Raw genomic sequence first — 13095 nt, forward strand, 5'->3', positions numbered from 1 at the left:
TGGGTTCCGGGGACGGGCCGGAATCGGTTGCGAAATGATCACGGGCGGGCGATTCGGCGCGTATCGGCGCCTGTTCACAGCCCCGGGGCGCCCCAGACCGGGAACCAGCGCGCGAGATCGGCCTCCATCCGGAGGTCCTCCCCGAGCACGGCCCGTATCTCCAGCTCGAGTTGGCTGTCGCGCTTCTCGCCGCCGCCCTGCGCCGGGGCGAACGGGTAGAATGCGCCCCGCTTGTACAGATAGACGAGTGCGAGCGAGCGCCCCCGCGGATCACGGAATCCGACCAGGGAGCAGAGCAGCTGTGGTCCGAAACCGGCGTCCTGGAGCAGGGTGTTGACCGCGTGCAGGTCGTTCACCAGGCCCGCCGTGTCGTCGGGTGCCCGGCGGGCCAGGAGCCAGGTGTACCCGTAGCCGTCCCGGCTGAACTCCACCGGGGCGCCCGATCGCCCGGCATCCGCGTCCAGCAGGTCCAGGACGTCCTGCCGCACGCGGGCGAACGCGCCGCCCTCCACCCCGGCGAAACACACCGAACCGAGTCCGGTGGGCGTGAAACCCGTCCCGGCCTGGAGGGTCAGCGCCGCGGAGGGGACGGCGAAGAGCTGGTCGAGATCGGGGCGTACGGGCTTGCTGCGCCCCAGGATGCTGTCGAGCAGGCCCATGGGGACTCCTCACGGCCGGGACAGGCCGGCGGAGATGCGTGCCAGCTGGTCCAGGCGCTGTTCGAGGGTCGGGTGGGAGGAGAGCAGCCTGCTCAGGCTCTCCTTGGCGGCGAACGCGGGCACGAAGTAGAAGGCGTTGTACGGCTCGGCCTTCCGCAGGTCCTCCGTGGGGATCCGGGCCATCTGCCCGCTCACCTTCGTCAGGGCGGAGGCGAGGGCCGAGGGGCGGCCGGTGAGCAGGGCGGCCGTGCGGTCGGCGGACAGCTCGCGGTAGCGCGACAGCAGCCGGGTCAGCAGGAAGCTGAGGGCGTAGACGACCGCGCTGATCAGTGGGATGAGCATGATGATGATGCCCGCCGGATCGTTTCCCCGGCTGCTGCGGGCCAGTCCGCCCCACAGGGCGACCCGCGTGACGATGCCGGCGAGGACCCCGAGGAACGAGGCGATGGTCATCACCGCGACGTCGCGGTGCGCCACGTGCGACATCTCATGGGCCAGGACCCCTTCGAGTTCCTCGGGCTCCAGTCTGCGCAGGAGTCCGGTGGTGGCGCAGATGAGGGCCGATCTCTCGCTGCGGCCGGTCGCGAAGGCGTTCGGGACGTCGCTGCGCGCGATGGCGACCCGGGGTTTCGGCATGTCGGCCAGGGCGCAGATCCGGTCGATCGCACCGTGCAGTTCCGGCGCCTCCTGCGGGGTGACCTCCCGGGCGCCCATCCCGTAGGCCGCGATGCGGTCGCTGAACCAGAACTGGGCGACGAAGAGGCAGCCCGCGACGATCAGGACGACCGGCCAGGCGCCCCGCAGGACGGCGAGGAGCACGCCCACCAGGACGACGTACAGCAGCCCGATGAAGAACATCGTGCTCACCATGCGGGTGGTCAGCCCCCGGTCGGGGGCGTAGCGGGAACGGGATCGTGCCATGGGTGCCTCCGGCGGCTCACCTGCCGCCTGCATCCCATAGTGCTCCTTTCCTGGCCTAATCGGACGGCTTCCGGCCTTCCGGCCCTCTCGGGCCCCGACCCGCGCGGGGACCCGCTCCGCGCGGCGCCGGGCCGCCGGGCCCGTCCGTGCCGGTCAGGTCCGGGGCGGCCGGCGGGCGGGCCCGTCCGCCGTGCTCACACGGGCCCGTCCGCCCCTGCTCACGGCCGGAGCAGCTCGCGGGCCCGTCCGCACCGCCTCACGGCCCGGGGCGGTTCGCGAGTCCGCCCGCCCGTCCCCGCCGCCTCACGGCCAGAGCAGCTCGCGGGTCCAGTCCCCGCCCTCCCGGCGGTAGCGCAGCCGCACGTGCCGCCGTCGCGCGTCCCCCTGGAAGAACTCCACCTCCCGCGGCTCGACGACGTACAGCGTCCAGGTGGCCGCCTCGGTGTCCGGCGCCGCCCGCGCGCGCTCCCAGGCGGCCTCGGAGGCCCGCACGAGGTCGTCGTGGGAGGGCAGCACCTCGCTCTGCGCGCCGGTCAGTGCCGAGGCGAGCGCACCGGCCGACCGGGCCCGCAGGTCCGCCGTGCTCTCCTCCCTGCCCGCGGCGGCGACGGTGCCGCGTACCCGCACCTGGCGGCCCTGGGCGGGCCAGTAGAAGCCCAGGGCCGCGTGGGGCCGGGCCGCGAGCTGGCGACCCTTCGCGCTGGTGGAGTGCGTGCCGAAGTGCCAGCCGCGGCCGTCCGCGTCGTGCAGCATCAGGGTCCGCACGTCGGGCCTGCCCGCCGCGTCCGCCGTGGCCAGGGTCATGGTGTGCGGCTCGGTCTGCCCGGCGGCCACCGCCTCGGCGAACCAGGCGTGGAAGAGGGGGAGGGGCTCAGGCGGTGCGGTGGACGGGTCGAACCGGGGGAGGCGTACGTCCCAGACGCGCTGGGCGCGGAGCAGTTCGCGGAAGGTCTGCTGTGCATCGCTCATGGGCCCATTCCACCGTCCCGGGGGCCGGCGCGGAAACGCCGAAGGCGGACCACGCGGGTGGTCCGCCTTCGGCGCGACAGGACTGGGCGAGCCGCGAGGAGGTGCGGTTCCCGGTGTGAGGTGGGGGAGTCCTGGCCGGCGCCTACCTGGCCGGCTTCTTGCCGGTGATGCCGAGGTGTACCAACAGGGCGAGGTTGGAGCGGAGTTCCGCCTGCTTCACGCCCCAGGTGGTGAAGCCCTTCTGGTGCGAGGCGGCCCCCACGAGCATGACGACCAGCGAGCCCGCGACCGCCGCGGGGCTGACGTCCTTGTCCACCCTGCCCTTGCTCTGCAGTTCCTTGACCGCGTCGGACAGGGAGCCGGTGACGGAGTTGAGGACCTTCATGCGGATCTTGTAGAACCGCTTGTCCCCCTCGGCCGCGCCGAGGTCGACGACCCGCAGGATCGCGTCGTGGCGGCGCCAGAAGTCGAGGAATCCGTCGACGAGTTCTTCGGAGGTCTGCCAGCCGGCCTTGCCGACCCAGGAGCGCCCGCCGACCAGTTCGGTCAGCTCGGCGGCCTCCTTGGCCATTTCCTCGGCGAGTTCGAGAACGGCGCCCTCGACATCGGGGAAATACTGGTAGAAAGTCGCGGGTGAAGTCCCCGCCTTCCGGGCCACGTCGATGACTTTGACGTCCCGGTACGGCGAGGAGCTGAGCATCTCGCTGAGGCAGTCGAGCAGCTTCTGCCGCGTCTCCTGACCTCGCCGACCAGCCACGCGGCCGTCGACGGTGCGCACTTGTCCTGTCATGCCGTCAGCTTACCGAGGGGTGATCCGAGCGCGATCTGACCGACTGCAAATGGGGAACGGGCCAGTGCGCACGGGGTGAACGGTGCAATTCCCCGATGCGCCGGAGCGCCTTTCGCGCCGGTGCGACTGGTAATTGAATTGCGCTCTATTCGCGCCGGAGGAGCGTCCCGGTGCGATGTTGTTATCAACAGGCTGTGGATAACTTCGGTGGACAACGCGCGTCCACTCGCCGGGGAGAAGCTTCACGAGTCGGGCAAAGGTTCCATTCGGGCTGCTCGGAGCGCGCCGCGCGGCACTCGACGCTACGTTGAGTGTGACGGGGATCACCGCTGCCCTCGTGGCGGTGCGCCGGGCACCGGGGCCGTCCCCACCCCGACCGGGACCCCTGCGGCTCCTCTGCGACATCCTGCGACGGAAGGATCCGGGCCATGGCCGTATTCGCGTCGGTGCCGTGCTGGGTGGACGTCCAGCTCTCCGACCTCGAGGCGGGCAAGCGCTTCTACGGCGGGCTCTTCGGCTGGACCTTCCGCGCGGGCGACGGAATGCCCTTCGCCGACGCGTACAGCGAGGGGCGGCTCGTCGCCGCCCTCGCCGCCAAGAAGGACGGCCGGATGCCGACGACCTGGGGCGTCTACTTCTCCACCGACGACATCGTCGCCACCGTCGCCGCCGTCCGGGACGCGGGCGGCCACATCATCACCGACCCGGTGCGCGCGGGCCGGGCCGGCGTCCTGGCCCAGGCCGTGGACCCGGGCGGCGCGGTGTTCGGCCTGTGGCAGGCGGGCGACCGGGCGGGCTTCGAGCGGCAGAACGAGCCGGGCGCCTTCTGCTGGACCGAGGTGTACACCCGTCAGCCGGAGCGCGTGGACGCCTTCTACGAGGACGTCCTGGGCTTCCAGGGCACCGACGTCGAACTCCCGGACCCCTCCGGGGGGACGGGAACGGCGGAGAGGTTCCGGATGTGGTCCCCCGCCGGGACCGAACCGGGCGACGACACCGCGATCGGCGGGCGCGCCGTCCTCACGGACGCGTTCCCCGAGATGCTGCCCAGCTACTTCCTCAGCTACTTCGCCGTCAAGGACTGCGTCCGCACCGCCGAGACCGCCGTGCGCCTCGGTGGCCGGATCACGGCCCCGCCCATGGACATCCCGTATGGGCGGATGGCCGTGCTGCAGGACGACCAGGGCGCCGCCTTCGCCGTGCTGCAGCCGACCGAGCTGCTGCCCTGAGCCCTGAGCTGACACGGGGTGGGGGCGGTACGGCCCTGCGGTGCGTCAGGTCCCGGGCCCCGTCACGGCCCTGTCCTGAAAGGTGCGGAGTGCCACAGGACACCCCGATCCGCCCCCGGGTTCGCAACCAGGCCCCGAGCCAGGAAGAATCAGGGTGCGCACCGCCATGTGGTGTCCAGTGGTGAGACGCTGCAAGGGGCGTGTTTTCGCGGGCTTCTGTTCCTGAGGCCCGTACGGGGAGGTGGCAGGCAAGTGGAACAGCTGACGCAGCATGACCCGCGGCGGATCGGCCCGTTCGAGGTGCTGGGACGGCTCGGAGCCGGGGGCATGGGGCTGGTCTATCTCGCGCGGTCGGCGTCGGGCCGGCGGGTGGCGATCAAGACCGTGCGTACGGAACTGGCCGAGGACCAGCTGTTCCGGGTCCGTTTCACGCGCGAGGTGGAGGCCGCCCGCGCGGTCAGCGGCTTCTACACCGCCGCCGTGGTCGACGCCGACCCCAGGGCCGCCGTGCCCTGGCTGGCGACCGCCTACGTCCCCGCCCCCTCCCTCGAGGAGATAGTGAACGAGTGCGGGCCCATGCCGACGCAGGCCGTGCGCTGGCTGGCCGCGGGGATCGCGGAGGCCCTGCAGTCGATCCACGGTGCCGGGCTGGTGCACCGCGACCTGAAGCCGTCCAACGTCCTCGTGGTCGAGGACGGGCCCCGGGTGATCGACTTCGGCATCGCGTCCGGTGTCTCCAACACCCGCCTGACCATGACGAACGTCGCGGTGGGCACCCCCGCCTACATGTCGCCCGAGCAGGCCCGGGACTCGCGCAGCGTGACGGGCGCGAGCGACATCTTCTCGCTGGGATCCACCCTCGTCTTCGCGGCGACGGGGCACGCGCCGTTCCACGGGGCGAATCCGGTCGAGACCGTGTTCATGCTGCTGCGTGAGGGCCCCGACACCCACGGGCTGCCCGACGACCTGCGTCCGCTCATCGAGTCCTGCATGCAGATGGACGCGACCCGGCGGCCCAGCCCGGCGGACCTGCAGGCGCAGCTGGCTCCGCACCTGTTCGGCTCCGGCAGCGACGACAGCGGGACCGCCTCCGCCTGGCTGCCGACCGTGGCGACCGCGATGATCGAGCGCCGCCGGGGCGGTGGCCGTACCGTCGCCGCCCCGCCCGCACCGGTCGCGGTGCCGCCGCCCCCGCGGCAGCCGCCCGCCGGGGCGGGCCGCGGGACGGCGTGGGGCGACGCGGCGGAGCAGCGGACCGCGCCCGCTCCGGCGCCTGTGCCCGACGGCGGTCCCGTGCGGCTGACCGGGGCGAAGGTGCCGATCGGGCCCGGCCCCCGGCCCGTGGACGTGCGGGGGCCCGCCGCCGCGCACGCCGACCCGGCCACCGGCTGGGTGCGTGCGCCCGGCGGGCAGGCCGCGACGCCGCCCACGGCGCCGGTGGTCCCCGCCCCCGTGCCCGCCCAGGACGGGACGGCCGCCGCGCCGGAGCGCTGGCGGCCGTGGCGCTTCCGCATGTCGAACGACGTGTGGGGCACGCCCGTCGTCGTGGGCGACCTGCTGTACGTGACGTCGTTCGAGGTCCACGCCCTGGACGTGGGCAACGGGCGGCGCCAGTTCAAGACCCGGGACGTGGCCTGGACGATGGCCGTGGACGGCGGCAGGATCCACGCCTCGGACGGCCCGTCGCTCTACGCGCTGGACGCGGCGACCGGGGCCGAGCGCTGGCGGCTGCAGACGGATGCCTGGGTCTACTCCCTCAAGGCCGACCGGGGCACCGTGCTGACCGCCACGCGCGGGGGCGGCGTGCAGGCGTGGGAGGCCTCCAGCGGCGACAAGCTGTGGGAGACCAGGGGCGCCCAGACGGACTTCGAGACGCCGGAGGCGGGGCCCGTCATCCACGACGGCACCGTGTTCCTGTGGCAGGAGTCGCGGCTGCGGGCCGTGGACGCGCGCACCGGCGCGGAGCGCTGGTCGTACCCGGTCGGCGACGCCGCGTCCTGCGGCGGGGTCCCGGTACGGGTGACCCCCGCACCGGACGGCTTCGTCTACGTCGCGGCGGGCACCCGGGTGCTGGCCGTGGACATCGTCTCGGGCCGGGTGCGCTGGCACTTCGAGTCGCCGGCCGTCTTCCTGTCCCCGCCCGCCTTCGCGCCCGGCCCGGCGGTCACCGGCGGCGGGGTGTACCTCGCCGACTACCTCGGCACCGTGTACGCCCTGGACGCCTCCACCGGCAAGGACCGGTGGCGGATCGCGACGGAGGCCCGCCAGTCGGTCGAGCCCGTCCTGGTGGGCGCCGGAAACGTCCACGTCGGCAGCGGAAGCGCCCTGTACACGCTGGACGCGGTCACCGGCACGCCCAAGTGGCGCTTCGCCGCGGGCGGCGAGGTCGTCGGCTCCCCGGTCGTGGCCGACGGCCGCGTCCACTTCGGTTCGGCGGACCACGTGCTGTACACGCTGGACGCGGCGGGCGGCCAGCTCCGCTGGAAGCTGGCCACGGGGGGCGAGATCACGGGTTCCCCGGTGGCGCAGGCGGGTGTCGTCTACGCGTGCAGCAAGGACCGCTGCGTGTACGCCCTGGACGCGCTCAAGGGCACGGGGACGGGCAACCGGGCCCACGCCTGACGCCCGCGGGAGCGCGCCGGGCGCGCGGGCGGACGGGTTCAGGGGTGCGGCGGGTGGTACCGGTCGCGCTCCGGGCCGTCGGTCCGTCCGGGATACGTGTCCCCGTCATGGACGTCCTGGACCGGGTAGGCGGCCGTGTCCTCGTCGGCCGGTGACGCCCGGTGCCGGCCCGGCCCCGTGTACGGGTCCGCCTCCGGTTCGGGCCCCGGCGACGTCATGGCGGCCGGACCGGGCTCCTGCGTCGGGGGCCAGGTGTCCGGACGGTCGTCCGGCGGCACGGGGTAGGGCTCGGCCGCGTCGCGCCGGCGGGGCGACCGGCGGCGGCCCGACATCAGCAGCGCGCCCAGCAGGAGCAGCACACCGCCCGCCAGCGCCTGGGCCACGCCCCACCGGAGCCCGGAGCCCTCGCCGCCGACCGTCAGGCTGCCCGCCGCCTGACCCTGGCGCACCATCCACAGGACGGTGAACCCGAGCACGACCAGGCCCGCCAGGGCCACCGCCCCGCGCGAGCGCAGGACGACCCCGACGAGGGTCACCAGGGCGGCGAAGAGGAACGGCAGCAGGATCGAGGTGATCACGGGCGACGAGACGCCGGTGATGCCGCCGAACAGGTCCTGGATCCGGTAGTCCCGGCCCAGGCGTTCGCCGTACCAACTCTGGAAGGGGCTCTGGACCGCCGCGGCGGCGCCGACGAGGGCGACGACGGAGCCGAGGACATTGCGGACCATCGTCAGCCTCCCGGGCCTTGGCGCACAGCTGTGGCGCACGGCTGTGCGCTCCGCTCCCCGGACCGACGCTACGCCTGGCCGATCCCCCCTGCCATCGGAGACCATGACGAGACCGTGACAGGGTCATGACTGGACTGCGGGTCGGCGCCGGGGATGCTGTGTGTCACGCTGTCGCGGGTGTGCGACGGCCGGAGAGGCCGACAACAGCAAGGGGGGCTGCGTCGATGATGCGGCGACGGATCAGGTTCGCGGCGGTACTGGTCGTGGTGGTGCTCGCGCTCACGGGGTTCTCCACGTCCAGCCACGGCGGCAGGAGCGGAAAGAGCCGCAGCAGCGGTTCCAGCGGCGGAGGGTGCTCCAACTCCAGCAAGAGCAACGGCGGTTACCACAGCCGTGATGACTACGACGACTACGACGACACCTCGTCGAGTTCGTCCGGCGGCTCCGCCTACGAGTCCACCACCCCGGAGCCGACCGCCTCGGAGGAGCCGGCGCTGCGCGTGGTCCGGTGCGCCGGGCCCCGGAAGGGCAGGCGCGCGGGGTCGACCTCCTCGTCGGTCGAGATCCGTTCCACCGCCACGACCGAGCACCTGTACGACGTGGTCGTGACGTTCGTCGACGCCAAGGGCCTGACGGTCGACACGGGCAAGGCCGACGCCGAGATGAAGGCCGGCGAGTCCAGGATCATCCAGGTCCCCATGGACAGCCCGCGCCTTGCTTCCCGCGTGAAGCGCTGCCTGGTCACGGCCGAGCTGCGCTACTGACCGAGGGCGCGACACGGGGAGGGCCCGAGCCGTCCGGCTCGGGCCCTCCCCGTGTCGCGCATACAGAGCGGCCGCGACGGCTCCCCCTCCGCGCCGCCGCGGCCGCTCTTCGCGCGGTCCGTCGAGGCCCAGGGCCCCGGGTCCGGATCGTGCCGGGCTCCCCCAGAGCCGGCCCGGTCCGGGCGACGGACCTAGTTGGCCGGCTCCGATGTCGCGTGCATGTCGTCCGTGGTGGCCTCGCCACCGGTCGCGTGCATGTCCTTCGTCGTGATCTTGCCGGCGTCGCCGCCCGTCGCGTGCATGTCCTGCGGCTTGATCTCAGGGTTCTTCTTCGCTGCGTCCGCCATGCTGATCCGCTCCCGTTGTGTCGAGTGGCTGAGGCCCGCCCGGCTGTTCCCCCGTGGACTGCCGGACGGGCGTGCCAGGGCCGCTCACGATAGTGCGACGACCACGACTTCAGCCCGCCTGCCCCCCGTTGGGACGGGTTGACGAGGTCGAGACTGCCGGACGGCGATAAACGAATGATGAACGGCCCGCGCCCGCACGGCCTCCGGACCGCCGCACGGCCACAGGGCCGCCACGGTGACGGGCCGCGAGACGGCGTCGGACCGCCGTCTCGCCGTCACGAGGTCAGACCGGCACGGAGGCACCGGAGGAGAGGAGGGCCCGTACCTCGTCGGCCTCGTGCGAGCCCAGCTCCTCGTAGAGGGAGAGCGCCTCGTGCCAGCAGGCCTGCGCCCGGCCGATCTGGCCGATGCCCGCGAGGGCACGGCCGAGCACGGTCAGGACGTTGCCCCGCCGCCACGCACCGCCGATGCCACGCAGGGCGGTCAGCGCCTGCTCCGCCTTGGTCGCCGCGTCCGCCGCCGCTCCGGCCGCCAGATCCACCTCCGCCAGGCGGAAGAGGGTCATCCCCTCCCACAGGCGCTGGCGGCTGTCCCGGAACACGTCGAGCGCCTCCAGGAGGCTGTCCGCGGCCTCGGCGAACTGGCCGCTCTGCGTGTGGGCCATGCCCAGCGCGTAACGGCCGTTGGCACTCCGCAGGGCGTGCCCCATCCCGTCGTAGATCGCGGTGCCCTCCTGGGCCAGGGACACCGCGCTCGTGATCCGGCCCGTCGCCAGGTGGATGCGCGACAGGTTGCACAGCGCGCTGGCCTCGCCGGGACGGTCGTCGATGCGCCGGAAGCTCGCGATGGCCTGGGTGAGGTAGGTCTCCCCGTCCTCGTGACGGCTCTGGTAGAGCGCCATGATGCCGCGCGCGTTCGCGGCCCAGCAGCCCGGCAGCGGGTCCGTGTCCGCGTCGACGAGCCGCATCACCTGCTGCGCCTCCTCCTCCGCCTGGTCGAAACGGCCCGAGGTGTGGTGGACGTCGGCGAGTGTCATCAGCGCCCTGACCTCGGTGCGCCGGTCGCCGCCCGCCCGCGCGGCGTTCCGGACCGAGACGGCGACCTTCTCGTACTGCTTGGCGTCGGCGCCGGACTCCCCGAGGTCGAGCGACGCCCACAGCAGGTCCACGGCCCTGCGCAGCGTGCCCGGACCGTACGACTGCTGGACGCAGGCGAGCAGTGGGCCCGCCTCGGCGTACAGCCAGTCCAGTGCCGTGTGCCGGTCGCCGAACGACAGGCCGGGATGCTCGGTCGGCTCCAGGTGGTCCACCAGACGGTCGCCGGGCCGCTCCAGCGCGTAGACGCCCGCGGCCGTCGCCAGGTAGAAGTCCAGCAGCCGCGAGAGCGCCAGGTCCCTTTCCACCGGCGGGTGTTCGTCGCGCTCCGCGCACGCACGTGCGTAGAGGCGCACCAGGTCGTGGTAGCGGTAGCGGCCCGGGGCCGCCGACTCCAGGAGGCTGGTGTCGACCAGCGACTCCAGGAGGTCCTCCGCCGTGTGCGTCTCAAGGTTCAGGAGCGCGGCCGCCGCCGCGAGGGAGATGTCGGGCCCGTCCGCCAGGCCCAGCAGCCGGAAGGCGCGGGCCTGGGCCGGCTCCAGCTGGCCGTAGCCGAGCTCGAAGGTGGCCTTCACCGCGAGGTCGCCCGCCTGGAGTTCGTCCAGCCGCCGGCGCTCGTCGGCGAGCTTCGCCGCGAGGACGGAGACGGTCCAGGTGCGGCGCGAGGCGAGGCGCGAGGCCGCGATGCGGATGGCCAGCGGCAGGAAGCCGCAGGCGGCCACCACGTCCAGCGCGGCCTCACGCTCGGACTGGACACGTTCCTCGCCGACGATGCGGGTGAAGAGCTGCAGGGCCTCCTCCGGGGACATCACGTCCAGGTCCACCAGGTGCGCGCCGGCCAGGTCGACCATGCGGACCCGGCTGGTGACCAGTGCGGCGCAGCCCTCCGTGCCGGGGAGCAGGGGCCGGATCTGCGCCGCGTCGTGGGCGTTGTCCAGCAGGACCAGGACGCGCCGCCCGTCCAGCGTGGAGCGGTAGAGGGCCGCCCGCTCGGCCAGCGAGTCCGGGATGGCGGAATCGGTGGTGCCGAGGGCCCGCAGGAAGGAGCCGAGCACCGTCTCGGGTTCGGCGGCCCGTGCCCCCGCCCCCTGGAGGTCGACGTAGAGCTGCCCGTCGGGGAAGTGCCGGCGGGCCTGGTGGGCGACGTGCACGGCGAGCGTCGTCTTGCCGACCCCGCCGATCCCGGCCAGGGCGGAGACCGCCATGACGGATCCCTCGGCGGTCCCCAGCCGGCTCCCCAGCTCGCGTACGAAGGAGGAGCGTCCGGTGAAGTCCGGCACAGTAGCGGGCAGTTGGGCGGGGCGCAGCGGTGCGGGTGCCGGGGCCGCCGTCTCGTCCGCCGCGTGGGCCAGATCCTCGTCGGCCCGCAGGATCCGCTGCTGGAGGGCGGCCAGTTCGGGGCGCGGGTCGACGCCCAGCTCCTCCGCGAGCAGCCTGCGGGTGTCCGCGTACACCGCCAGGGCCTCGGCCTGCCGGCCGCTGCGGTACAGGGCCACCATCAGCAGCTCGCGCAGCCGTTCGCGCAGAGGGTGCGCCGCGGTGAGCGCGGTCAGTTCGGAGACGGCCTCGGCGTGGTAGCCCACCTCCAGGTCGAGGTCGAGCCGGGTCTCGACGAGCTGGAGGCGCCACTCCTCCAGGCCGGCACGCCGGTTGTCCGCGTAGGGGCCCGGGAGGGAGGCCAGTGCCTCGCCGTCCCAGAGGCCCAGCAGCTTGTCGACGAGGGCGCGGGCCTGTGACCGGTCGCCGCCGCTCCGGGCCTTCTCCGCCTCGGCCGCCAGGTCCTGAGCGAGCGTCAGGTCGAGTGCCCCGCGCTTGATCCGGACCGCGTAACCCCCCGCCTCGCTGACCAGGGTGTCCTGGCCCAGCGTCTTGCGGAGCCGGGACGCGTAGGTCCGTACGGTCGCGAGGGCTCGGGGCGGAGGGTCGTCGCCCCAGAGGGCGTCGATGAGTTCGGCCGCCGTCGCGGTGCGCCCGTCGCGCAGGAGGAGGGCCGCCAGCAGGGCCCGTTGCTGCGGTGACCCGGACGGCAGGGGCTCGCCGCCCCGCCAGGCGCGTACGGGGCCGAGCACCGTGAAGCGCAGGCCGACGCCGGCCGCGTCCTCGCGCGGAGCCCGCGGCTCCGGCACGCGCGCCCCGGGCCCGTCGTCGCCGTCCATGCTGCCCCCTGTCCTGCTCGCCCCGCCGGTCCTGCCGTCCCCGCCTGTTCCTTACCGCTGGTACCGCGCTCAACAGTCTGCCTTGTCGCGGGCGGACTCGTCAGCATCGGGTGAGGCTCTGCACAGGGCCTCGACAACGAATGCGGGACGGGGCCCCGTTCGGGACGGCGGGCACCGTGTCCCGGGGAGGCGCGGAGGGGCGGGACCGCTCGGCGGACGGCCGGGGGGCGGGCAGCCGGCCGGGGTCCCGGACTGAAGCACCGGGAAGGGCAGGAGCCCCGCTCCTCCGCCGGGGCGGGGGAGCGGGGCTCCTTGGGTACTGCTCACTCGGCCGCGATCGGCCGACCCGGGCAACTAGGCCGGGGTGACGTTCTCAGCCTGCGGACCCTTGGGTCCCTGAGTGACGTCGAAGTTCACGGCCTGGTTCTCCTCGAGGGAGCGGAACCCGGACGCGTTGATCGCGGAGTAGTGGACGAAGACATCCGGGCCGCCGCCGTCCTGGGCGATGAAGCCGAAGCCCTTTTCAGCGTTGAACCACTTGACGGTTCCGGTAGCCATAAGCCCTCCTTGGGCCAAAGGGTTGCCCTGCTCCAGAACCTGCATACAAGTCTGAAAACTACAAAAGCCTGCGGGTTACATGCTCCGCAGGCTCTGTACTGCAAGGGAAACCAAACTGCAACTTGCGGGCGAGCCTAGCACGCAGTCAGCGGGGAGCGGTAGAGGGAAAGATCACTTCACCCGGATGTCTGATCGGCACGTCGGAGGGGTGACGGACAAGGCTCCGGAGGGTGTCCGGCGGCCCCGATGACACCGGTC

General features: G+C 73.3%; 11 protein-coding genes. 3 read left to right on the forward strand and 8 right to left on the reverse strand.

Annotation, left to right across the window (positions count from 1 at the left end):
• Positions 1 to 74 precede the first annotated feature (74 nt).
• The 4 genes from pspAB to OHT61_RS18800 form a co-directional block, all read right to left on the reverse strand.
• Positions 75 to 659: a PspA-associated protein PspAB gene (pspAB, locus tag OHT61_RS18785; RefSeq protein WP_329039951.1), complete on the reverse strand. Its 585-nt coding sequence runs from the start codon at positions 657 to 659 to the stop codon at positions 75 to 77.
• Between the two features lie 9 nt (positions 660 to 668).
• Positions 669 to 1580, reverse strand: coding sequence for a zinc metalloprotease HtpX (htpX, locus tag OHT61_RS18790; RefSeq protein WP_329039952.1), 912 nt, complete (start codon positions 1578 to 1580; stop codon positions 669 to 671).
• 303 nt (positions 1581 to 1883) lie between these two features.
• Entirely contained in the window at positions 1884 to 2549 is a 666-nt protein-coding gene (locus OHT61_RS18795; protein WP_329039953.1) for a pyridoxine/pyridoxamine 5'-phosphate oxidase, read from the reverse strand.
• Between the two features lie 142 nt (positions 2550 to 2691).
• The gene (locus tag OHT61_RS18800) at positions 2692 to 3339 is read right to left on the reverse strand and encodes a TetR family transcriptional regulator (RefSeq protein ID WP_329039954.1); all 648 of its coding nucleotides are present in this window, start codon (positions 3337 to 3339) and stop codon (positions 2692 to 2694) included.
• Between the two features lie 428 nt (positions 3340 to 3767).
• Here OHT61_RS18800 and OHT61_RS18805 point away from each other — a divergent pair, with 428 nt between their 5' ends.
• Both OHT61_RS18805 and OHT61_RS18810 read left to right on the forward strand, forming a co-directional pair.
• A complete protein-coding gene (locus tag OHT61_RS18805; RefSeq protein ID WP_329039955.1) occupies positions 3768 to 4568 on the forward strand; it encodes a VOC family protein in 801 nt (266 codons plus the stop codon).
• A 252-nt stretch (positions 4569 to 4820) separates the two neighbouring features.
• Positions 4821 to 7190 carry an outer membrane protein assembly factor BamB family protein gene (locus OHT61_RS18810; RefSeq protein ID WP_329039956.1) on the forward strand — a complete coding sequence of 790 codons (2370 nt, stop codon included), beginning with the start codon at positions 4821 to 4823 and terminating at the stop codon, positions 7188 to 7190.
• Positions 7191 to 7228: 38 nt separating this feature from the next.
• Here OHT61_RS18810 and OHT61_RS18815 read toward each other — a convergent pair whose 3' ends face one another.
• Entirely contained in the window at positions 7229 to 7918 is a 690-nt protein-coding gene (locus OHT61_RS18815; protein ID WP_329039957.1) for a hypothetical protein, read from the reverse strand.
• 224 nt (positions 7919 to 8142) lie between these two features.
• Between OHT61_RS18815 and OHT61_RS18820 the strand changes: the two genes are divergently transcribed.
• A complete protein-coding gene (locus OHT61_RS18820; RefSeq protein ID WP_329039958.1) occupies positions 8143 to 8682 on the forward strand; it encodes a hypothetical protein in 540 nt (179 codons plus the stop codon).
• A gap of 191 nt (positions 8683 to 8873) precedes the next feature.
• Here OHT61_RS18820 and OHT61_RS18825 read toward each other — a convergent pair whose 3' ends face one another.
• The 3 genes from OHT61_RS18825 to OHT61_RS18835 form a co-directional block, all read right to left on the reverse strand.
• Positions 8874 to 9029 carry a hypothetical protein gene (locus OHT61_RS18825; RefSeq protein ID WP_329039959.1) on the reverse strand — a complete coding sequence of 52 codons (156 nt, stop codon included), beginning with the start codon at positions 9027 to 9029 and terminating at the stop codon, positions 8874 to 8876.
• 283 nt (positions 9030 to 9312) lie between these two features.
• The gene (locus tag OHT61_RS18830) at positions 9313 to 12279 is read right to left on the reverse strand and encodes an AfsR/SARP family transcriptional regulator (protein ID WP_329039960.1); all 2967 of its coding nucleotides are present in this window, start codon (positions 12277 to 12279) and stop codon (positions 9313 to 9315) included.
• Between the two features lie 354 nt (positions 12280 to 12633).
• Positions 12634 to 12837, reverse strand: a complete 204-nt coding sequence (locus OHT61_RS18835) for a cold-shock protein (RefSeq protein WP_023587141.1) — start codon at positions 12835 to 12837, stop codon at positions 12634 to 12636.
• Positions 12838 to 13095: the final 258 nt, after the last annotated feature.

The organism is Streptomyces sp. NBC_00178, from assembly GCF_036206005.1.
Taxonomy (GTDB): domain Bacteria; phylum Actinomycetota; class Actinomycetes; order Streptomycetales; family Streptomycetaceae; genus Streptomyces.